The sequence below is a fragment of the Streptomonospora sediminis genome (assembly GCF_054778995.1).
In genome coordinates, this window is the sequence record NZ_BAAGYZ010000021.1 from 220,623 (window position 1) to 242,354 (window position 21,732).

18 protein-coding genes and 1 pseudogene are annotated in these 21,732 nt (G+C 73.5%); 6 read left to right on the plus strand and 13 right to left on the minus strand.

Annotated elements, in window-relative coordinates; translation table 11 throughout:
- Window positions 1–50: 50 nt before the first annotated feature.
- Window positions 51–1,295, minus strand: a complete 1,245-nt coding sequence (locus ACYVD5_RS06515) for a helix-turn-helix domain-containing protein (RefSeq protein WP_460999999.1) — start codon at window positions 1,293–1,295, stop codon at window positions 51–53.
- Window positions 1,296–1,524: 229 nt separating this feature from the next.
- On the opposite strand from ACYVD5_RS06515, the gene ACYVD5_RS06520 reads away from it, so the two are divergent.
- The 3 genes from ACYVD5_RS06520 to ACYVD5_RS06530 all read left to right on the plus strand — a co-directional run bounded on the left by ACYVD5_RS06520 (window position 1,525) and on the right by ACYVD5_RS06530 (window position 6,962).
- Entirely contained in the window at window positions 1,525–4,881 is a 3,357-nt protein-coding gene (locus ACYVD5_RS06520) for an amidohydrolase family protein (protein WP_461000000.1), read from the plus strand.
- Window positions 4,882–5,106: 225 nt separating this feature from the next.
- Complete coding sequence (locus ACYVD5_RS06525) at window positions 5,107–6,336, plus strand: sensor histidine kinase (protein ID WP_461000001.1); 1,230 nt, start codon at window positions 5,107–5,109, stop codon at window positions 6,334–6,336.
- Window positions 6,324–6,962 (plus strand): response regulator, encoded by a 639-nt coding sequence (locus ACYVD5_RS06530; RefSeq protein WP_461000002.1) that lies wholly within the window; start codon window positions 6,324–6,326, stop codon window positions 6,960–6,962. Before ACYVD5_RS06525 ends, ACYVD5_RS06530 begins: the two co-directional genes overlap by 13 nt.
- Before the next feature lie 175 nt (window positions 6,963–7,137).
- On the opposite strand, the gene ACYVD5_RS06535 is transcribed toward ACYVD5_RS06530, so the two are convergent.
- The 4 genes and pseudogenes from ACYVD5_RS06535 to ACYVD5_RS06550 form a co-directional block, all read right to left on the minus strand.
- A complete protein-coding gene (locus ACYVD5_RS06535; protein ID WP_461000003.1) occupies window positions 7,138–8,436 on the minus strand; it encodes an FtsX-like permease family protein in 1,299 nt (432 codons plus the stop codon).
- Window positions 8,437–8,575: 139 nt separating this feature from the next.
- Window positions 8,576–9,778, minus strand: a pseudogene (locus ACYVD5_RS06540) (ABC transporter permease); the annotation flags it as partial.
- A 4-nt stretch (window positions 9,779–9,782) separates the two neighbouring features.
- Entirely contained in the window at window positions 9,783–10,583 is an 801-nt protein-coding gene (locus ACYVD5_RS06545) for an ABC transporter ATP-binding protein (protein ID WP_461000004.1), read from the minus strand.
- A complete protein-coding gene (locus ACYVD5_RS06550; RefSeq protein ID WP_461000005.1) occupies window positions 10,580–10,858 on the minus strand; it encodes a hypothetical protein in 279 nt (92 codons plus the stop codon). The genes ACYVD5_RS06545 and ACYVD5_RS06550 overlap by 4 nt, the downstream gene beginning before the upstream one ends.
- A 437-nt stretch (window positions 10,859–11,295) precedes the next feature.
- Between ACYVD5_RS06550 and ACYVD5_RS06555 the strand changes: the two genes are divergently transcribed.
- Window positions 11,296–11,916: a class I SAM-dependent methyltransferase gene (locus tag ACYVD5_RS06555; RefSeq protein WP_461000006.1), complete on the plus strand. Its 621-nt coding sequence runs from the start codon at window positions 11,296–11,298 to the stop codon at window positions 11,914–11,916.
- A gap of 206 nt (window positions 11,917–12,122) precedes the next feature.
- On the plus strand, window positions 12,123–13,424 hold the full coding sequence (locus ACYVD5_RS06560) for a hypothetical protein (RefSeq protein WP_461000007.1): 1,302 nt from the start codon (window positions 12,123–12,125) through the stop codon (window positions 13,422–13,424).
- On the opposite strand, the gene ACYVD5_RS06565 is transcribed toward ACYVD5_RS06560, so the two are convergent.
- From ACYVD5_RS06565 to ACYVD5_RS06580, 4 genes are all read right to left on the minus strand, one after another.
- On the minus strand, window positions 13,411–14,076 hold the full coding sequence (locus ACYVD5_RS06565) for a hypothetical protein (protein WP_461000008.1): 666 nt from the start codon (window positions 14,074–14,076) through the stop codon (window positions 13,411–13,413). The genes ACYVD5_RS06560 and ACYVD5_RS06565 overlap by 14 nt on opposite strands.
- 232 nt (window positions 14,077–14,308) lie before the next feature.
- Window positions 14,309–15,094, minus strand: coding sequence for a DUF4352 domain-containing protein (locus ACYVD5_RS06570; RefSeq protein WP_461000009.1), 786 nt, complete (start codon window positions 15,092–15,094; stop codon window positions 14,309–14,311).
- Window positions 15,069–15,668, minus strand: coding sequence for a hypothetical protein (locus ACYVD5_RS06575; protein ID WP_461000010.1), 600 nt, complete (start codon window positions 15,666–15,668; stop codon window positions 15,069–15,071). Before ACYVD5_RS06575 ends, ACYVD5_RS06570 begins: the two co-directional genes overlap by 26 nt.
- A 67-nt stretch (window positions 15,669–15,735) precedes the next feature.
- Complete coding sequence (locus ACYVD5_RS06580) at window positions 15,736–15,939, minus strand: alpha/beta hydrolase (RefSeq protein ID WP_461000011.1); 204 nt, start codon at window positions 15,937–15,939, stop codon at window positions 15,736–15,738.
- 64 nt (window positions 15,940–16,003) lie between these two features.
- On the opposite strand from ACYVD5_RS06580, the gene ACYVD5_RS06585 reads away from it, so the two are divergent.
- A complete protein-coding gene (locus ACYVD5_RS06585) occupies window positions 16,004–16,762 on the plus strand; it encodes a class I SAM-dependent methyltransferase (protein ID WP_461000012.1) in 759 nt (252 codons plus the stop codon).
- Here the strand turns inward: ACYVD5_RS06585 and ACYVD5_RS06590 are convergent.
- The 4 genes from ACYVD5_RS06590 to ACYVD5_RS06605 are packed head-to-tail and all read right to left on the minus strand — an operon-like array spanning window position 16,738 to window position 21,696.
- The gene (locus ACYVD5_RS06590; protein WP_461000013.1) at window positions 16,738–18,393 is read right to left on the minus strand and encodes an ABC transporter ATP-binding protein; all 1,656 of its coding nucleotides are present in this window, start codon (window positions 18,391–18,393) and stop codon (window positions 16,738–16,740) included. The genes ACYVD5_RS06585 and ACYVD5_RS06590 overlap by 25 nt on opposite strands.
- On the minus strand, window positions 18,390–19,205 hold the full coding sequence (locus tag ACYVD5_RS06595) for an ABC transporter permease subunit (protein ID WP_461000014.1): 816 nt from the start codon (window positions 19,203–19,205) through the stop codon (window positions 18,390–18,392). Before ACYVD5_RS06595 ends, ACYVD5_RS06590 begins: the two co-directional genes overlap by 4 nt.
- A complete protein-coding gene (locus tag ACYVD5_RS06600) occupies window positions 19,202–20,152 on the minus strand; it encodes an ABC transporter permease (protein WP_461000015.1) in 951 nt (316 codons plus the stop codon). Before ACYVD5_RS06600 ends, ACYVD5_RS06595 begins: the two co-directional genes overlap by 4 nt.
- Window positions 20,149–21,696: an ABC transporter substrate-binding protein gene (locus ACYVD5_RS06605; protein WP_461000016.1), complete on the minus strand. Its 1,548-nt coding sequence runs from the start codon at window positions 21,694–21,696 to the stop codon at window positions 20,149–20,151. Before ACYVD5_RS06605 ends, ACYVD5_RS06600 begins: the two co-directional genes overlap by 4 nt.
- Window positions 21,697–21,732: the final 36 nt, after the last annotated feature.

Consider the following 21,732-nt stretch of genomic DNA (forward strand, 5'->3'; position numbering starts at 1 on the left):
GCGTGGCACTTTTTCCACGCCCCGACCGGAACTAGTACACCTCGTATCACCTAAAGAGGAACCCCAAGGAAATCCGCAAGGTCGCGTTGACTCTGGGACGGTTTCCGCATCCCGTCAAGCAGATCTTCAGTGGTTTCGCGTGCCGACTGCTGGTAACGCAACCAGTCCGGTGCCTCTTGCCGCAGGTTCTGAAGGATTGTCTCGGCTTTATCCGTGTTGCCCATTTTCGTGTGGGCGTTCGCCTTGTCGATCCTGTGCCGGTGCCAGTCCGACCGCATCACATCCCCTGTATCGCGGGGAAGTTTCGCCGCCAGCTCCAACGCCTTATCCGGCCGGTCGGCCACCAGGGCGTTCTCCGGTCCCTTCATTGCGACTGTCAACCGGCCGAACGTCTGCCCGACCGAGTTCTCCACCTCGCGATCGATCGGGGCAGCCGCCGAGGTCGCGTACCCGAAGAATGTCGCAGCTTCCTGCGGGCGGTTGTTACGGGCCGCCGCCGCTGATGCGCGCAGCAGCAGCCACCCCCACGCCGCCAACTCGTCGGGGCTCGCTTTGGTGATTTTGGCGGGTTCGACTTCGTCCGCTGAATGCGAGCACAAGTCCTCGACCTCGGAGAACCTGCCCTGGCGCAACAGCGCCCACGCTTGCGCGGAGATCGCCCGAGCCGCCCGCGACGTGTCGCCGACCGCCAACGCGTCCTGCAACGCGTCCCGCGAAGCCACCAGGGCGAGATCGTGCTCGCGAATCTGGATGAGATACCGGCCCGCGACACCCAACGCGTCGGAACGCAATCGCCGCGCCGCGGCTTCCTGGTCACCATCGAGTGCGTCGACGTGGAGGTGAGCGGACCGCACTACGGCAGGAGCGAGGTGGGCGACGGAGTCGTATTCGTCGTTCTTGTAATGGGTGGCGAGCCGGCGGGTGGCCTGGGTGAGCATGGCAAGGTCAGGAGTGTCCATGCCCATGGCGAGGAGTGGGCCGCGCATCCCGGCCGGCGGATTGACCGCCGCCCTGATTCCGGCGAGGGCATGGTCCTGGTTACTGGATGGCTGCGGGGCGGGAGAACCGGGGACTGCGAACATGAGGGTGATGACGCCCATGGCGCGTGCTATTGCATGGTAGGACTCCATGCGGGCGCCGCCGCGGTTCTGCTCAATCTTGCGGATGAGGTTGACACTGAGCCCGGCACGGTCGGCCAACTGCTCCTGAGTGAGTCCACGGCGGTTGCGGAGTTCGGCGACCCGGTCACCGATTGAGGTATCAGCGGTGGTGTTCACGGGGGTATCGTTTTTCATAGCCCGTCCTATCCGTTGGTTCGCGTCTTCAGGATAGGGCGGGCTTTTCGTTGTGTCAGGGCAATGCAGGCGCCGGAAAATTGGGCGGATGCCGCCAAAACAAGAAAGCAGTACCCAACCGGGAACATCCGATGTTCGGGCGTGCGGGGGTTGCCTCAAGCACCGGGGACGGTATACAAAGTCCCGGATCGTAACCGGTGCAGCACCCTACGGAGCAGTTGAGGCCGGCATGGACACTTCTCCCCTCGATCCCCTCAACCCCGGCAACCCCTCTGACCCTGCTAAGGCCCCCGCCGACGCCCCCGACGCCTCCGACGTCCCCGCCGCCGCCCGGGCCGGTGGGGCGATCACTCGGCGGGATCTGTTCGAAACGGGCGGCAAGGCCACCGCCGCCGGAGGTGCGTTGTGGCTGGCCGATCCGGTGCCGGTGGCGGCGGCCGCCGGGCGGTCCGGGGATGGCGAGGTGACCGTCACCGAGGGCACCAACATCTCCGCGGCCGCCTCGCCCGACGGCAAGTGGGTCGCGTTCGACCTCTACAACGCGATCTGGCTGGTGCCCGCCGCGGGCGGCACCGCGCGCAGGCTCACCGGCGACCGCACCGATGCCACCCGGCCGCGGTTCAGCCCCGATTCCGGGCGCCTGACCTTCCAGGGCTACCGCGAAGGCAACTTCCACATCTACGTCCTGGACCTCCCCGACGGCGAGCCGCGCCGCCTCACCAGCGGCCCGCACGACCACCGCGAACCCGCGTTCTCCCCCGACGGCAAGCGCATCGCGCTCGCCAGTGACCGCAGCGGTACCGGCTACGACATCCATCTGCACGACCTCAACACCGGCGAGCTGACCCGGGTCACCGACACCGGCGCCGACACCGACGAGGGCGAGCCCGCGTGGTCTCCCGAAGGCGACCGCATCGTGCACACCTCCGCAGGGACCAGCATCCGGTCGACCGCGATCGGCGGCGGCGCCGGCAAGGAGCTGGTCCCGGCCCGCGAGCACACCACCGTCCACGCACCGGCGCCGGGCCCCGGCGGCAGGCTCGCCCATGTGCGGTTGCACGCGGATACCTGCCGACTGGTCGTCGACGGCGAACCGGTGAGCGGCGGCGAGGACGTCTTCCTCGGCGTCGTGACCTGGACCGCCGAAGACCGGGTGCTCTACACCGCCGATGGCCGTATTCGCCGGCGCACGCTCGGCGCCGGTGATTCCGGCGGCTCCGGCGATTCCGGTGGCTCCGACAGCTCCGACAGCTCCACCGACTCCGGCAAGCCAGGCAAGCCCGGCAACTCCGGCAAGCCCGCCACCCGCGACGTTCCCTTCCGCACCACCGCCCCCTATCTGAAGCGCCGACCGCGCCCCGCTCGCCGCGACATCGACGACACCGCCGAGCACCCGGTGCGCGGCATCGCCTCGCCGGTGCTCGCACCCAACGGCCGCGACGTGGCGTTCCGCGCACTGGGCGCACTGTGGATCATGCCGATCGGCGGCAAACCCCGCGCGGTCGCCGACGACGGCTACTTCAACTCCGACCCCGACTGGCACCCCGACGGCACCGCCCTGGTCTACTCCAGCGACCGGTCGGGCAGCCCCGCGCTGTGGCGCTACGACACCGGCTCCGGCGAATCCAAGCGCCTCACCTCGCTCGACGGCGCCCAGGTCGCGCCCCGCTGGGCGCCGGACGGCAGACGGATCGCCTACCAGGACCAGGACGGCGCCACCTGGGTGTACGACACCGAAACCAACGCGGCCCGCCAGGTGCTGCCCGCGCTGTTCCAGCCGGGCCGCGCCACCTGGTCGCCGTCGGGCAGGACGCTCGCGCTGGCCGCGGTCAAGCCCCGCTCGCAGCGCTTCCGCGAGGGCACCAGCCAGATCCTCACCGTCGACCTGGAGTCCGGCGCGACCCGCTACGCCGAACCCGCGCCGTACAAGTCGCTGTCCACCCGCGGCGACGACGGCCCCGTCTGGTCACCCGACGGCCGCCACCTCGCCTTCGTCATGGAGAGCGTGCTGTGGACGGTCCCCGTCGACGGGACCGGGCGCTTCACCGGCGAGCCGCGGCGGCTCACCGCAGAGCCCACCGATGCCCCCAGTTGGAGCGGCGACTCCGCGAGCCTGCTCTACCTCGCCAACGGCCGGCTGCGCCGGATCGGCCGCGGCGGCGGTGACACCGAAACCATCGCCGTCGACCTCAGCTGGAAGCGGCCCCGATCCACCGACCGGGTGATCGTGCAGGCCGGCGCGGTGTGGGACGGCCGCGCCGACCGGCTGCGCCGCGACGTGGACATCGTCATCGAGGGCAACCGGATCACCGCCGTCGAGACGCGCCGCGACCGCACCGGCGACAACGGGGCAAAGGTGATCGACGCCGCGCACCTGACCGCCATGCCGGGGCTGATCGACGCGCACAACCACTGGCACCTGCGCGGCCGCTTCTGGGGCGCGCGGCAGGGCCCGCTGTGGCTGGCCTACGGGGTCACCACCACCCGCTCCCCCGGCGACCCCGCGTACCAGATGCTGGAGACCCGCGAAGCGCTGGACGCGGGCCGCACCACCGGTCCGCGCTACCTGGCCACCGGCGAGGCGATCGACGGCAGCCGGGTCTACTACAACTTCATGCGGCCCACCACCGGCCCCGACGAGGTGGAGCTGGAACTGGAGCGCGTCTTCGAACTGGACTACGACCTGGTGAAGACCTACGTTCGGCTACCCGTCAGCGCCCAGCACCTCGCGGTCGAACGCGCCCATGCCGTGGACCTGCCGCTGACCTCGCACTACCTGTACCCGGCCGTGCACCTGGGCATGGACGGGATGGAACACACGGGGGCGACCAACCGGTTGGGCTACTCGCGCACGGTGAGCGAGCTCGGCCGCGCCTACGAGGACGTCACCAAGCTGTTCGCCGCCTCGGGCATGTCGATCACCCCGACCCTGTTCACCTCCGCCGCGCTCTACGCCGACGACCGCTCCCTGGTCGAGGACGAACGCACCCGCCGCCTGTTCCCCGAGTGGGAGTACCGCGAACTGGTGGCCAAGGCCGATGCCGCCGGCTCCGACGAGCCGCGGCCCAGGCTGGCGCGCAAAGCGCTCCCGGCCAATGTGGAGCTGCTGCACACCGTGCACCGGCGCGGCGGGCTGGTCATCAGCGGCACCGATGCGCCGCTGGACAACATCGCGGTGAGCCTGCACCAGAACCTGCGTGCGCTGGTGAAGTACGGGTTCACCCCGCACGCGGCGCTGACGGCGACCACATCGACCGCCGCAGGGTGGCTCGGGCTGGATGCGGACCTCGGTACGGTCGAGCGCGGCAAGCTGGCCGACCTCGCCCTGGTCGAGGGCGATCCGCTGGAGGACATCGCGGCGGTGGCAAACGTGCGGATGACGATCGCCAACGGGGTCGTGCACACCACCGGCGACCTGATGAAACCGTTCGCGGGGGCCGATGGGGCCGGCGATGCGGACGGGTCCGCGGCGCCCCGTTCCGCACCGCCCACCGCCACCGAGCGGACCCCGCTGTCGGCAGCCGGGTCCGGTAGCGAGCACTGGTGGCACGGCGAATCCGAGCGCACCAGCCCGCACCGCTGCTGACCCCGCCTTCTGCGCCCTGAGCCCGCGCCCGGCGCCGCCCGCTCCTGCGCGCTAACCCGGCGTGCACAGTGGTGCCGCCGGGCGGCCGGGGCCGTCTGCGCGGCTTAAGCGCCGACCTGCGCGGGGAGCTGCGCGCGCGGATTGTCCAGTAAACTCCACTGCCGCACTCTGCCGTATTCGAGACAATGCGCGCGGTAAGGGTCCGGTTGGGGAGGTTACTGCGCCATGAACGCCAAACAGGTGATGAAGGGCGGCCGTGCCACCGGCTACCTGCTGGTGGGGCTGCCGACAAGCCTGATGGCGCTGGTGGCGCTCCCATTCCTGCTCACCACTGTCGTGCTCATCCCGCTCGGCATCGGATACCTGGCGCTGCCCCGGATGCTGCAACTCATCCGGCGGTGGGGCGAGTGGGAGCGCCGCCGCGCCTGCGACCGGCTCGGGCTCGCCCATACACCCGGACCCGAAGGTTCCGCGGGGTTGCGCGAGCAGCTCCGCGATCCGCAGACCTGGCGCTCGCTGCGCGGCCTGCTCCTGCACGGCCTGGTCGGCCTGGCTGCCGGCCTGATCGGCGTGTCGGCGGCGGCGGGTCCGCCGAGCACCCTCATCGAGATGGCGGTGTGGTGGGCCGCACCGGTCGCACCGACGTTCCTCGGCATCGAGACCTACACCTGGTCGTTCGCGCTCCTCGGTGGTTTCACCGAGATCATCGCGTACTCGGCGGTGTTCCTGTGGGGCACGCCCTCCCTGGCCGACGGCTACTCCTGGCTGCTGGAGCGCGCCCTCTCCCCGTCGTCCGCGGAGCTGCGGGCGGCACGCCTCAGCGAACGGGTGGAGGAGCTGTCGACCACCCGCGCTGAAGCGCTGCACGCCCACGGCGCCGAGCTGCGCCGGATCGAGCGCGACCTGCACGACGGCACGCAGGCGCGGCTGGTGGAGCTGGCCATGCGCGCGGGCGTGGCCGAGCAGTTGATGGCCACCGACCCGGAAAAGGCCGCCGAGATCGTCGGCCAGATCCGCGGCCGCGCCGAAGAGGCCATGACCGAACTCCGCGACGTCATCCGCACCATGTACCCGCCGATCCTGGCCGACCGCGGCCTGGACGGCTCCGTCTCGGCGCTGGCCGCCCGCTGCCCGGTGCCGACCACCGCCAAAGTGGGCGAGTTGGGCGAGGTTCCCGCGTCGGTGCAGGCCGCCGCCTACTTCGTCATCGCCGAGGCGCTCACCAACGCGGCCAAGCACGCGCAGGCGGATGCCGCGGAACTGCGCGTCGAGCGCGCCGGGCCGACCCTGCAGGTGGAGATCTCCGACGACGGTGTCGGCGGCGCGGACGCCGAGGGCGGCAGCGGTCTCAGCGGCATCCGGCGCCGGGTGGCGGCGCTGGATGGAACGACTTCTGTTGTCAGCCCCGTTGGGGGGCCGACCGTGATCACTGTGGAGCTGCCGTGCGAGTCGTGATCGTCGAGGACAACACCATCCTCGCCGAAGGATTGAAGCTGCTGCTGAGCACTTCCGGGCACGAGGTGGCAACCGTGCTGGGAGATGCCGAAGGCCTGATCGAGGCCGTGGACGAACACGCCCCTGACGTGGTCATCGCCGATGTGCGGCTGCCGCCCGGCTACCGCGACGAGGGCCTGCGGGCGTCGATCGAGGCGCGCCGCGCCCGGCCCGGCCTGCCGGTGCTGGTGTTCTCGCAGTACGTCGAGGAGGTCTATGCCTCCGAGCTGTTCACCGGCGGCGCGCGCGGTGTCGGCTACCTGCTCAAGGACCGGGTGGCCCGCGTCGGCGAGTTCCTGGAGGCGCTGACCCGGGTCGCCGGGGGCGGCACCGCGATGGATCCCGAAGTGGTCAGCCAGCTGCTGACCCGCAAGGAACGGCCGCTGGCCCGGCTGACCACGCGCGAGCAGGAGGTGCTGGCGCTGATGGCCGAAGGGCTCGGCAACACCGAGATCGCCGAGCGGCTCGTGGTGACCGACGGGGCGGTGCACAAGCACATCGGGCGCATTTTCACCAAGCTGGACCTGACCTCCGACGACACCGGGCACCGCCGGGTCCGCGCGGTGCTGGCGTACCTGGGCGGTTGACCGCGCCGGATGTTGGGAACCGGCGGGTGAACACCCCTTGCGCTCTTGGCCTCTTGCGCTCGGCTGGGCGCAGCGGGCTCCGCACACGAGTGCGGCCGGGGGCACGCGCGCCCCGGCCGCACTCGCACGGTTCCGCCTCAGCGGCACCGGCGCTCCACCTCAGCGGCACTGTGCCTCAGCGGCGCTGCGCCTCGGCCGCAACCAGCCGACGGGCCGGGATTTCCACGCTCAGCCAGGCCAGCAGCGCGACCACCCCAGCGGCGGCGGGCAGCAGCCACACCGGGCCGCCGGGCCACGGCCGGCCGAGGAACCCGATTCCCGCCATCACCAGCGGAACCACCACAGCGACGGCTCCGGCCGCGATCGCGCCGACCGCCAGCATCGCGGACTCGCGGCGCAGCAGCGCGCGCACCTGGGCCGGCGTCATCCCGATCGAGCGCAGCGACGCCACCTCGCCGCCCCGCTGCAGGGTCTGGGCCGCCAGCCGGTTGGCGACCGACATCAGCATGTAGCCCAGCAGCGCGGAGAGCACCACGAAGTTGAGGATGGCGTCGGCGGGCAGTTCGGCCGACCCCGACGACGCGCCCTGCGATCCGGCGGCGGGGCCGACACGCAGCCCGGGGTGCTCGGCGGCCACCGTGTCCAGAGCGTCGCCCACTGCCGACTCCTGCCCGGGTTGTGCCCGGACGAGCAGGGTGGCGGGCAGGCCGCCGGTAACGTGGCCGGACGCGAGGTCGTCTGCGACCAGCACCTGCCCGAAACCCAGGTCGCGTTCGTAGAGCGCGACGACTTCGGCGCTGACGCGCGCCCCGTCGCCCATACGGAACTCGGCGGTATCGCCCACTCCGACCTCGCGCTGGCGGGCGTAGGAGGCGCTGAGGGCGACCGTGTCGCCGTCGAGCCGGTCCAGCCCGCCGGCGGTGGCCTCGGGATCGATCGCTTGGGCGGCGCCGGGGCCGATCGCACCGGCGGAAAGCACCTCGTAGGTGTCGAAGTCGTTGGCGAACATCCGGTGGCTCCAGACCACCGACGTCGGGGTGCTCGCCACGGCCGCGGCGACCCCCGGTGCGTCGCGGACCGCTGCGACGGCCTCCTCGGGCACGCCGCCGAGGCCGGGCGCGCTCACCTGGTACTGGGCGAGCGCCCCTTCGGACTGCTGCATCGCCGCGGCGGCAACGGGCGTGGTCTGGGCGTAGGCGTAGCCGAGGGTGAAGGCCACCGCCATCGCCAGCGACGCCACGGCGCCCGCGACGCGGTAGGCGTGGCCGTGCAGGTTGTGCACTGCCAGCCAGGTCAGCGTCGAGGTGCGCGCAGGCAGCCGGCGCGCGATGGCTCCGGTGACCGCCCGCACCAGGGCGGGTCCGGCCAAGGCCAGGCCGATGACGGCCAGCATGCTGGCGGTCGCCGTGCCGACCATGCCCATCCGCGAGTCGATGAACAGCGGTGTGGCGCCCAGCACCAGCGAGCCCGCCATCAGTGCCGCACCCGCGACGGCGCGTCCCTGCCGCGGCGGCTTGACCTGCACCCGCGCGTCGGCCAGCGCGGTGGTGGGGGGGCGCGGCGGCGATCGGTGCCGAGGCGGCGAGGGCTGCCAGCCACACGGTGGCGGGCAGCAGGAGGACCGCGGCCAGCGCGGGCAGCGGGGAGAAGCTGACCGGGAGCTGCTCGGGGACGATGCCGAGCCCGGCGAGCAGGTCGTGCAGGCGCACGGCCAGCAGGTACCCGCCCGCGATCCCCAGCGGCAGGGCGGCGGCCGTGGCGGCCAGGTTGGGTGCGGCGACCAGGCGGCGGATCCGGCGCGGGGTGGCGCCCACGATCCGCAGCAGCGCCAGGTCCCGGCGCTGCGCGGCAACGGAGATCGAGACGGCGCCGGCGACCGCGAACCCGACGATGATCAGCACCGTCCCGCTGAGCGAGCCGGCGATCGCCAGCAGCGTGGAGTTGCCGGCGGATGCGGCCGGCACCTCGGCGTCGCCGCGGGCGTCACCGGTGCGCACCACGGCGCCGGTGTCGCCCTTGGCCACTTCGGCGCGGACCGCGTCGGCGAGTTCGGTCGCCGACGTGCCGCCCGCGGTACTCAGGCCGATCAGGTCGACGCCGGCTTCCTGTCCGCCGACCGCGCGCGCCTTGAGGTCGGCTGCGGCGGCGTCGCCGAAGAAGATCCCGGGGCCGGAGCCCGTCACCACGGCGGTCAGGTCGTATTGGCCGGTGCGCCCCGCGGCGGTGATGCGCAGTTCGTCGCCGACCTCGGCGTCGGCGGCGCGCGCCGTTTCGGCGTCCAGGGCGACCTGGGCGGGCCCTTGCGGCGCCGCGCCCGCCACGTCGCCGCCGAGCCCGGTGGCGGCCGACCAGCCGCGGCCCGCGGTGCGGGGGTCAGGGCCGGAGGCGGTGCCGTCGCCGGTGGCCACGGCGGCGGGGAACCCGATGTCGCCGACTGCCGCGCCGGCGCCGGGCAGCCCGCCCAGTTGGCCGACGAGCCCGCCGGGCAGCTGCGCCCGCTCGGGCAGGGCGGGATCGATGTCCTCGCGCTGGTCCAGGGTCTGCGGTGCCGCAACGACCACTTCGGCTCCCGGCATGCGCTCGGCGGGCAGGTGCGAGCGCAGCCCGGTTTCGGCGAGCACCCCGCCGGCGGTGATGAAGGCGGCGCCGCCCGCGACGGCCAGCGCGACGGCGACGAGCCCGCTGAGGCGCTTGCGCGTCAGCTTCAGCGCGAGCGGCAGGGTCGTGCGGCCGGCTCGCGGCGCACTTCCGGTCGGGGGCGGGCCGGCGCTGTCCTGGGGGTGCGGACGCGGCTGGGCGGATGTGGTCGGGGGCATCGGGTCAGTTCCCTCCGAGTGAGGCGAGCCGCTCGGCGAGGTCGGCGGGCCGGGGCTCCTGCAGTACGTCGGCGATCAGCCCGTCGGCCATGACGGCGGTCGCGTGGGCGCGGGCTGCCGCCTTGGGGTCGTGGGTGACCATGACGACGGACTGGCCGAGGTCGTCGACGATGTCCCGCAGCAGCCGCAGGATCCGGTCGGCGCCTTCGGCGTCGAGCGCGCCGGTGGGCTCGTCGGCGAAGACGACATCGGGGCGGGTGGCCAGGGCCCGCACAATGGCGACCCGCTGCTGCTGTCCGCCGGACAGCTCGGTGGGGTGGTGCTGGAGCCGGTCGGCGATGCCCACCCGGTCCACGAGGTCGCGCAGCCACCCGTGGTCGGGGCTGCGCCCGGACAGGCGCAGCGGCAGGGTGATGTTGTCCTCGGCGGTCAGGGTCGGCAGCAGGTTGTAGGACTGGAACACGAACCCGACCCGCTCGCGCCGGAACCGGGTCAGCGCCGGTTCCTTGAGGGCGCCGATGTCGGCGCCGCCGACCACCACCGTGCCCGAGGTCGGCCGGTCGAGGCCGCAGGCGCAGTTGAGCATGGTGGACTTGCCCGAGCCCGACGGCCCCATGACGGCGAGGAAGGTGCCGCGGGGCACCCGCAGCGATACCCCGCCCAGCGCGGTCACCCGGCCCTGCCCGTCGGTGTAGCTGCGGCGCACGTCGCTGAGGACGACCGCGTGGTCGGTGCCTGCGGCGCCGGGGTCCTGCGGGACCGCCGGCGGCGCGGCCTTCTTGGTGCGGAACAGGGAGCCGGTCACTTCCGCGCCTTCCGGTAGTGCACGGCCAGCGCGATCACGCTGGCGAGCGCGCCCGCGCCGAAGATGGCGTCGACGACCATGGGCAGGCCGATGATCGATCCGGCGCCGTTGAGGGCCAGGCAGATGGCGAACACGGCCCAGAGGATGGCGCGGATAACCCAGACACCGCCGGCGCCGCCGCCTTCGCCGCCGCGCGGCGGGTCGTAGGGGGTCTGGGCGGACTGCGCGGGCTGCGGGGCTTGTGCTCTGGCGTCGAAGCGGTACGGGTCGGACATGGTGCCCTGCCTTTCTTTTCCGGACTCCCGGACTTTCTTCCGGGGCCGGTGAATCGGGTTCCGCCGGCGGTTTCGGCGAGTGCCTGGGGGGCTTTTCCGCCCCCTCAACCGCGGCACAACCAAAGCTACGGAGCGGACCCGTTCGGCAACGATCCCCTTCGCTCGCCGGTTCGATGTCCAGCAGGCTCCACCCCTGCTGACCGGCCCAGGGCCGTGCCCGCCCTCCGCCGCAGGCAGCGGGGGCTGCAATGCGGCGGCCGGCCCCGGCGCGCTGCCGCCGGGGGGTGGGCGGCCCGGCCCGCCGATGGCATAGTCGTGCCGGCGGGCGCGGTGCGGCCCGACACGCCGCTCGGCGGTCGGCATCGGCGCGCGCACCGCTTTGAGCCGCACGGACGCACCGGGTACCGGCGCCCGCGACGCAAGGGAAGGGGCCGCCCATGACCGCGGCGTACTGGGAGGGCCCTGGGGCCGCCAAAGCGTTCACCCACCCGGTCCCCACGGACCTGGTCGCCGCACGCCTCGCGCCGCACGCGCGCATCCTCGACTTCGGGTGCGGCTACGGCCGGGCGGTGCGCGAACTCGTCGACGCCGGCTACCGCAACACCCGCGGCGCCGACCCGTCGGCGGCACTGATCGCCCGCGGCCGCCGCGAGTCGCCCGATCTGGTGCTGGAGCACGTCCCGGACCTGCCGCTGCCCCACCCGGACGGGGCGTTCGACGCGGTCCTGCTCGTGTCGGTGCTGGCGGTCATCCCCGGCGACGCCGACCAGCGCGCCGTCGCCGCCGAGGTCGAACGCCTGTGCGCGCCCGGCGGCCTGGTGTTCCTCTGCGATTACCCGATGCAGGACAGCGAGCACTACCGCGCGGCCTACGCCGCCTCACCCCACCCGGTCCGCGGCGTCTTCCAAAACCCCGACGGCGGCGTGTTCCGCCATCACGACCCCGCACACCTGGCCGCCCTGTTCACCCGCTGCGAGGTGGTCCACGCCCAGGAGCCGGACTCGACCAGCCTCGGCGGCCGCTCCCTCCGCGCCTTGCAGTGGGTACTGCGCCGCTAAGCCGTGTTCAGGTGTAGCCGTCGGCGATCATGCAGAAATGACGGTCTCAGCTTTGATAATCGGGCATTTCTGCAGGGTCGGTGCGTCGCCCGCCCCGCCGCCTGCGGGCGACCGTCGGCGGGTCCGTCCGTGCACCGGGCCCTGGCCGGAGCCGGACACCCGGTGGCCGGCTCCTAGGGCGGTGCCGTAAGTAGGATCTCGGCGACATGAAACGCGTGCACGCTTCCCTGCCCCGGTACGCGCTGGAGCTGGCCCGGCGGTACTGGGCTCCGCTGCTGTGCGTGCATCTGGCGGGGATCGTGCTGCACGACGCGGCGCTGCGCGGCGCGATCAGCGCCGGGCTGCGCGACTCCACCGCGGGCCTGTTGGCGCTGAGCGCGGTGCTGCTGATCACCGTGGCCGCCACCATCACCATGTTCCACGTGCTCCGGCCCGGCCTGGCACGGCTCGGTGCCCGGCTTCCCAGCGCGAGCGCCGGCCGTCCCGGCGTGCCCGAACGCGGGCGCAATGTCCTCGACACCGTGTCCACGACGATCCTGCCGTTCATGGTGTTCTACAGCGCATGGGGGCTGATCGCCGCGGAGTTCCGCTCCTATGCGCTGGGCGCCGATGAGGAGGGCGGTCTCGGCGGCTTCGCGGTCATCGCCGACTTCGACCCGATAGGTGTGCCGCTGCTGGTGACCGCGGTCGCCTTCGCCGCCCGGGCGGTCCTCGGGCGCCTCTACGAGCACCGCGGCAACCGGGCGCTGGGCCTGTGCGCGGCCCTGTGCGAAGCCGTGTGGGCGTACTTCGCCGTGGTCACGGTGGGCCAACTGCTGCGCAGCGGCACCGACTGGCTCACCGACCGGGCGTTCTGGGTAGGGATCACCTCCACGTGGTCCGGGCTGCGGTCGTGGGTCGCCGACCTCGCCGCCCTGCTGCCCGCGCTGCCGGTGGACGCGTTCGCCAAGTTGGTGGGCGCCGCCCTGCCGGAGGTCTGGCCGCTGGTCAAGGACGGGCTGCTGGAGCCGCTGCTGTGGCTGGTGATAACCGCGATCGTGTTCGGCGCCGACCTCGGCCGCACCGACACGCTCTTGCGCGGCCGGGCGGGCCTGTTGGCGCACATGGCGGCGCGGTACATACCCGGGCCGATCACCCGGGTCGCCGGTACCGCCGCCCAGGGCCTGCGCGACAAGTATGTGCCGCTGTTCAACGCGCTGCGGGTCCTCCGCGGCGCGGGCCCGGTGTTCTACCTGTCCTTCTGCATCTACTACGCGCTACTGGAAGCGGCGGTGAGCCTGCTGCACCGGGGGATCTTCGCGGCCGTCGGCCCCGCCGGCTACTTCAACGAATGGCTACCTTGGGTCACGTCCATCGAGCTGGCGACCGGCACGCTGCACGAGGTCCTGCGGATGTGCCTGCTCACGGCGGCCTTCGCGCTCGTCGTGCGCCGCTCCGGCGGTGCGGGAACCCGGGCGCCGCTGCAGATCGAGTCGGGAGCCGCCGGCCCTGGGTTCAGCGCTCGATGAAGCCGCGGCGGACCAGCTCGGACCGCTCCAGCTCGCGGTAGGCGAAGGAGACCGCGGCCGGCTCGGGCGGGTTCACGGCCTCCTGGGTCGCCTGGATTTCGGGGTCGCCGAGTTCCTCCCAGCTGTACGACGGTGTGTCGGCCGGGTCGTGGGTGGCGACCTCGACCTCGAAGCGCAGCTCGGAGACGGCGTCGCGGGGAACGGCGAAGTGCGCCATCACCAGCGAACCCTCACCGACCGGGAATAGGCCATCCCGCGGCGAAACGGACCGGCAGCCGCCGCCTTCGGTCGCGCCTGTCACGGGGCTGTAGTCCGGGAGCGTGCCGTAGGCCGCGCCGTCCTCCCACAGGCGGCCGCCGGCGTCGACGGCGCGCACCCGGCAGTCGGAGTCGAGGCGCTCGGCCGCGGTGCCGGTTTGCGGCGTCAGCTCGAATACGGCGTCCACCGCCGTGATCCCGGCCATGTCGGTCGCCGGGCCGGTCCGTGCGCCGAGAAACTCCCAGCGGGTGCCCGCCAGGGCCGCCACACCGTCCTCGGCGGGCGCGGCGTCGGCCGGCACCTGCCCCCAGAGCACGTTGTCATTGTGCTCCTCCCACCACGGCAGCCCGTAGGCGATCGGCGCGAGAACCGCCGCTGCCAGCATGAACGGCACATGGCCGCGCCACCACGGGCGCCTGCGCGCCCGGGGTGGGGGTGGGGGTGGCGCTTCCGATGGCTCGGGCGCCGCCGGCGCTTCCGGTGGATCCGGTGGATCCGACGGGTCGACCGGCTCCGGCGCCTGCGGCACCCCCGGTGGACTCGGTGCGTCCGATGGCTCGGGCGCCGCCGGCGCTTCCGGTTGGTCCGACGGGCCGACCGGCTCCGGCGGCTCAGTCGGGTTCGTGTCAGTCATCGCCGGCCCCTGCGGTCGCCTCCGCCGGGCGCACCTGCACGCCCGGCCCCGTTCCCTCCCGTGTCTCGGGCACCACCGCGGTCGCGGTCGCGTTGCGGGCCCCCTTCGCCACCTCGTCCGCTGTCATACCGAGGTCGATCACGGCGAGGCCGGTCAACCGGTCCATCCGCGGCAGCCCCGCGCGTATCCGCAGGCGCGGGTCGGTGATGTGCTCAACCGGAACGTCGAAGGCGATGACACCCGACACGGGGATGCCCGGATGCAGCTCTTCCGAGGAGAATCCCCCGCCTCCGGACAGCAGCGGAGTCAGCTCGCCGCTTGCGGCGTAGGAGGGGCCGCTGCCGGATTCCAGCAGGATCGGTGCCTGCACGTTCACGGTCCGGGTGGCGGCCGTAAGCCTGACTTCGACCAGCAGCCATACGTTCCCGGCGGGCAGCGGTACCGGTTCCCCCTCTTCTTCCGCTTCGCCGTCCTCGTCGTCGGGGGCCTCGGTGAGCGCCCGGGCGAACCCGACACCGCGGACCTCGGCGGTGAACCGCTCCGCGTCGACGGGTTCCGGGGCTTTCCCCGAGTAGGCGATGGGGTCGGTGATGTCGCTCGGCCCGACGATCAACGCCCGGATGCCGGTCAGCAGGACCAGCAGCAGCACGCAGACCCCGGCGGTACGCAGCCGCGAATGCGGTCTCCGCGGCAGCAGCCGGGCCAAACCCCGCAGCCGGCCGAAGCCCCGCCGCAGCGGGAAACCCCGGCGGCTACCCGCCCGTGGAGAGGGCGACATCTCCGGCGCTCCGTTCCGGTTTGCTCCGCCACTGCTTTTCCTGGTCGAGGAAGCTGTCGGCGTGCTCCGCCTCAAGCACCCGCAACCGCACGTCCTGGACCGCGTCGGCGCTGCCGACGCTCTTCGGCAACTCCCAGGAGAACTGCAGGGTCTCGCGCACGCCGGGCTGGATCCACGAGCAGGACCGGGCCGCGCCGCCGCGAACGCGCTGGACGCCGCCGGGCTCCAGTTCGCCTTCGCTGGGCGAAACCCGCGGATCCAGCATCGACTGGATGGTCCCGGCCGCCTGCGGCGCGTCCTCCTTCGAGGTCAGCTCGGCGAGCACCACCAACCGGAACCTTTTTCCGTCATATGCGTCCTCGGTCTGGATGCCGGCCTTGCGGGGCTCGATCCGGAACAGCTTGTTCTCGACCTCGCTTCCCGCCGGCAACTGCGGCGGGCGGGCGCGCGCGAAACCGCCCGCAGCCCACAGCACCAGCACGAGCGCCCCGGCCAGCACCGCAGCGGCGGTGGCCACCACCCAGGCGGTACGGCGTTTCGGCGCATACGCTCGCGGCCGCACCTGTAGGACCATGGCGGGCATTTTAGACGCCCGCCCGCGGCGGCGATTGCGGGCTGTCCGGCATCGGCCAGGGCGGTACTTACCCGGGTTCGTAGGGGACCGCCGGGCAACTCGTGCCGGGGGCCGGCGGTTCGGTCCCGATCAGGTAGCCCTCGACGCGGCGGCTGACGCAGCCGCTGCCGCTGAAGTGGCCGGCGGCCCAGTGTCCCCAGCCCTCGTAGGTGAGCAGTGCCCCGGCGCGGCGGTTCCGGGCGGTGCGCGGCCCCGGCCGTTCGCAGTGCAAGGGGTGTGCAGTAGCTTCGCACCGGCAGGCCGAACGCCAGTGGGAACAGTGGGAAGAGGTGCCCGTGACCTTGGACGGAGAACTCGCCGCGCAGTGGCTGCGCCGGTGGGATGCCCAGCAGGAGCATTACCTGGCGGACCGCGAGGAGCGGTTCGCGGTCATCGCCGATGTGGTGGAGCACGCCGCCGGCGACCGCCCGGACGCGCGGGTGGTCGACCTGGGCTGCGGGCCCGGGTCGCTGGCGCTGCGCGTGGCCGAGCGGCTGCCCAAGGCGAGCGTCGTCGGCGTCGACTCCGACCCGTTCCTGCTCGCGCTGGGCACCGCCACTGCGCCGGAGCGGGTGCGGCTGGTCGACGCGTGGCTGGGGCGCGAAGGCTGGCTGGACACGCTGGAGCTGGACGGCCCGGTCGACGCCGCGGTGTCGACCACGGCACTGCATTGGATGCCCGAGGAGGAGCTCGCCCGCACCTACCGCGACCTGGCGGCGGCGATGCGCCCGGGGGCGGTGCTGGTCAACGGCGACCACCTGGAGCACGAGCGGGCCGGGCTGGCCGCTGCGGCCCGCCGGGTGCGCGACCTGCGGTTGGAGCGCAGCGGGGTGCTGGAAGCCAACGAGGACTGGCGCACGTGGTGGGACGCCGCAGCCGCGGTGCCCGAGTTCGCCGACCTGCTGGCCGAGCGCGAGCGGCGCGGCGCCACCGGCGGGTGGGGCAACAAGTTCACGCTGACCCGGCACACCGAATTGCTCTATGCCGCCGGGTTCACCGAGGTCGGGCCGGTGTGGCAGTACGGCGACAACTACGTGGTGGTCGCGGTCCGCTGAAGCCCGCCCGCCAGCCCGCCCGCTTCCAGCAACGTGCGGGCCTGCGGGGTGGCGGGGGCGGCGACCAGCCGGGCGCAGGGGGCCTCCTCGATGATGCGCCCGGCATCCATGACGGCCGCACGGTCGGCGTATTCGGCGACCAGCCGCAGGTCGTGGCTGATCAGCAGCAGCGCCGTACCGTTGCGGGCGGCCGCCGCGCACAGGCCGTCGAGCACGTCGGCTTCGCGTTCGCCGTCCAGGGCGGTGGTGACCTCGTCGCACACCAGCACGTCGGGCCGGGCGAGCAGGGCGCGGGCGAGCGCCGCGCGCTGCAGCTCGCCGCCGGAGACCTGGCCGGGCAGGCGCGCCGCCGTACCGGCGCCGACTCCCAGGTCCGCGAGCAGTGCGCGGGCCTCGGCGAGCGCATCGGCGCGCCCGAGGCCGCGCAGCCGTACCGCGGTGCGCGCGACCTGGGCGTCCACGGCCCGGTCAGCGTCGAACGAGGTCAGCACCTCCTGCCAGACATACTGGACCCGCCGCACCTGCTCGGCGCCGCGCCGCGCCAGCGGCCCCAGGGGGCGGCCGTCGAGTGCGACCGTGCCGGCCGCGGGTGTGTGCAGCCCGGCCACGCACCGGGCGAGGGTGGTCTTGCCGCTGCCGGACGCGCCGATGAGGCCGGTCACCGTGCCGGCGGCGAGGTCCAGGTCGACCCCGTCGACGGCCGTGACACGCCTGCGCCCTGAGCGGTGCCGGGCGCGCAGCCCGCGCAGCGCCAGCAGCGGCGGGCCGGGCGGTTTCGGCGCGAGCCGTTCGGCCGGGGCTGCCGCGGGCGGGTGCTGCGCCGGCCGGAACCGGCGGGCGGGCCCCGCCGCGCGTTCCTCGCCGTCAGCGCCGCCAGTGCCGTCACGGCCATCAGCGCCGCAACCGAGCCGCACAACGGTGTCGGCGAGGGCGTCCACCGCGGGCCGGTCGTGGCTGAGCAGCAGCACGGCCAGGCCCGAGTCGGCGAGGCCGCGCAGCATGGCGATGACGTCGAGCTTGGTCGCCGCGTCGAGCCCGGTGGTGGGCTCGTCCAGCACGAGCAGGCGCGGGCCGCAGACCAAGGCGGCGGCGAGCGCGGCGCGCTGCCGCTGCCCGCCGGAGAACCGGTGCGGGAAGCGGCGCCGGGTATCGCGCCCTTCCGGCAGTGCGGCCCGGCGCAGCGCTTCGGCGCTGCGCGCCCGCAGCGCGGCGGTGCGTTCGCGCCCGCGGGCGGCCGGCGGGTGGTGGATGGCGGCCAGTTCCCGCAGCACCGAACCGATGCGCCGGGCCGGGTTGAGCGCGGCGGCCGCGTCCTGCGGCAGGTAGGCGACGGTGCCGCCGCGCAGCCCCGCCAGGTCCGGCTCGCCGGCGGCGGCAATGTCGACCCCGGCGACCCGGATGCTGCCGGTGACCTGCGCGCCGGGCGGCCACTCCCCCAGCAGCGACAGCGCCGTGGTCGTCTTGCCGCTGCCCGAGGGGCCCACCAGTGCGGTCACCGCGCCGGGTACGGCGGTGAACGAGACGCCTTCAACGAGCCGCTGCCCGGCCACGCGCACGCTCAGCCCGCGCACGTCGGCCACCGGTTCGGGTTCTGCGGGTCCGGGGCCGTTGCGGGCCGCCACCTGTGTCACGCGTTGCGCTCCCTTCGGCGCCGGGGACGGGTCGCCGCGTCCCACAGCAGGTTCAGTCCCACACTGAGCGAGACCAGCATCGCCGCCGGCGCCAGCGCGGCCAACGGTTGCAGCGTCAGGCCGGACCGGTTGTGCGCCACCGCCACCGCCCAGTCCGCGGCCGCGGGGCCGGGCCCGAGGCCCAGGAAGTTGGCCGAGGCCACCAGCGCGATCGCCGCGGTGATGCGGGTGCCCGTGTCGGCGGCGACCGGCCGCAGGATGCGCCGGCCCACATAGCCCAGGTAGATCCGGGCGCGGCCTTCGCCCTGCAACCGCATCGCCTGCACCACCGGCTCGCTCACCGCGTCCAGCGCCGCGGCTCTGACCAGCCGCGCGACAGCGGGGGCGTTGGTGACCGCGACGACCGCGGCGATCACGGCGGTCTGCGACGACCACCACACCGCAACGACGCTGACCAGCAACAGTGACGGCACACCCATCACCACGTCGAGCAGCCGCAGCAATGCCGTGTCGACTGCGCGGCTGGGGGTGGCGGCTGCGGCGATACCGATCCCGCCGCCCAGGACGTAGGCCGCGGCAACGGCGCCGAACGACACCGCGAGCACGGATCGGCCGCCCAGCAGCAACCGGGTGAGCACGTCGCGGCCCAACCGGTCGGTGCCCAGCGGGTGGGCGCCGTCGGCCGGGGCGAACGGCGGTCCCGGCTCGGCCGCCAGCAGCGGCGCGACCACCGGTCCCGCCAGCGCAGCGGCGGCGGGCACCAGCACTAGGACGAGCGGCAGTACCGGCCATACCGTGCGCAGCGACCTCACCGGCGCACCTGCTCGCTCCGGGGCGCGAGCCGCAGCGCGACCAGCTCGGCCACCTGGTTGACGGCGATGGTGGCGGCGCCGAGCACCAGCACATGGCCCTGCACCACGGGCACGTCGCGCATTGCCACCGCGTCGATCACCCCGCCGGCGATACCGGGCACGGCGAACACCACTTCGACGACCAGCACCCCCGACAGCAGCCCGTCGCCGACCCGCGCCAGCTCCTCGGATGCGGGGGCGAGCGCGTTGGGGGCGGCGTGGCGCAGCAGCAGCCGGCGGCGGCCGACACCGAGGCGCCGGGCATGGGCGGCGTATCCGCTGTTCAGCGCCTCGACGGTACCCGCGCGCACCTGGCGGCTGAGCAGCGCCACCACCCGGCACAGCAGCACCGCGACCGGCGGCACCAGCAGCAGCGGGTCGGTCAGCAGTCCCCAGCCGCCGGCGCCGACCGCGGTGGCCGGGAGTAGGCCCGCGTGCAGGGACAGCCCCAGCACCAGCAGCATCGCCAGCGCGAAGTCGGGGATGGAGTACAGGGTGAGGGTGGCGCCGGAGACCGCCCGGTCCAGCATGCCGCCTTCGCGGGCTCCGGTCGCCAGCCCGATGGCGGCGGCCAGCGGCACCAGCACCACCAGCGTGACCGCGGCCAGGATCGCGGTGGGCGGCAGGGCCTCGGCCACCAGCGCGGCCACCGGCCGGCCCGACACCAGCGAGGTGCCCAGGTCGCCGGTGAGCAGGCCGTGCCACCACTGCGCGAACCGCTCCAGCGGCGGGTCGTCCAGCCCCAGCCGGGTGCGGATCTCCGCCGCCTGCTGCGGGGTGTAGTCGTCGCCCAGCACCGCCTCGGCGGCGTCGCCCGGCAGCAGTTCGGTGGCGGCGAACACCAGCACCGACAGTGCGAACAGCTGCGCCGCCGCGATGGCGAGGCGGCGCAGGACGGCCGCGGTCACTCCAGCCAGACCCGGTCGAACCTCGCCCAGTCAGCGGTGTTGGGCGGCGCGTCCTGCTCGACGCCGTGCAGCGCCGCGGAGGTGGCGTTGACCCAGTCGTTGTAGCCCCACACGATCAGGCCGCCGTCGTCGTACAGCTCCTGCTGCAGCTCCTGGTAACGGCGGGTGCGCTCCTGCTCGTCGCCGGTGGCCTGCGCGCGGGCGAACCTCTCGTCAAAGCCGTCGCTGCGCCACCGCGTGACGTTCTGCGGCGCGTCGGAGACCATGCGCAGCGCGAGGTGGTTGGGGATGGGCATCGCGCCGGAACGGTACGAGGCGAACACGCCCTTGTCCAGGATGTCGCTGAAGAAGGTGTCCTGGTTGCCCACGCGCACGTCGACGGCGGGGCCGGCTTCGGCGGCCTGTTCGGCGAACAGGGTGGCGGCGTCGACAAAGCCGGGTGCGGCTTCGGAGGTGTCCAACGCCACCGCGAGGTCCTGGGCGTTGGCCGCCTTCAGCAGGCTGCGCGCCCGGTCGAGGTCGCGTCCGCGCTGGGGCAGGTCCGCGGCGAAGTACTCGTAGCCGCTGCCGAACACGTCGTTGCCGACGCGCCCGGCGCCGGAGAACACCACTTCGACCAGCCGCTTGCGGTCGGCCAGCAGCCGGAACGCTTTGCGCACGCGCGGGTCGTCGAACGGGGGCTGGTCGGTCTTCATCGCCAGGGCGGCCATGCCGCTGTTGGGGGTGCGCACGACGCTGATGGCGGGGTTGTCCTCGTTGGCGCGGGCAAAGGTCGCCGACATGTCGTGGATGTACTCGCCCTGGCCGCCGAGCAGGGCGTTGCCGCGCGCCTCCGCTTCGGCCGAGAGGAACTCCAGCCGGTCGATGAGCGCGCCGCCGTCGTCCCAGTGGTCACCGAAGCGTTCGGCGGCCATCGAGCGGCCGGCCTCGAAGGAGGCGAGGGTGAACGGTCCCGATCCCACGGCCGCCGTTGCCGGGTCGCGGTCGTCGAAGTCGGCCGGGACGATGTGCATGCCGGTGCCGGCCACCAGCGCGGGCAGCTCGTAGGTGGGGGCGTTCAGCCGCAGTTCGACGGTGCGCTCGCCGATGGCCCGGGAGCTGGCGGTATCGACCGGGCCGAGCAGGGTGCGGCCGTTGCGGGGCGTGTCGGCGGGCGCCTTGATACGCGCGAAGCTGGCGAGGACGTCGTCGGCGGTGACCTTGCGGCCGTCGTGGAACCGGGCCTTGCGCAGCCGGAACCGCCAGCGGGCGCCGTCCTCGCCGACGGTCCAGTCTTCGGCGAGCTGCCCGCGCGCCGACATGTCGGCGTTGAACTGGGTGAGTTTCTCGTACAGGGCCTTGTGCCGGGCCTGGTCGATGAACAGCGGCTGCACGTGCGGGTCCATCGACTCGTTGCTGCCGCCGCCGGCGAACAGGGCGCGTACGGTGCCGCCGCGTTTGGGCCGCCGGCCGGCCGGCTCGCCGGCGCAGCCGCCGAGCAGCACGGCGCCGGCGCCGAGGGCGCCCATACCCAGCGCCGCGCGGCGCGTTGGGGTCACAGGCACGGGCGGGGTCCCCCCGGGATCGGGGCGACGCGTGTC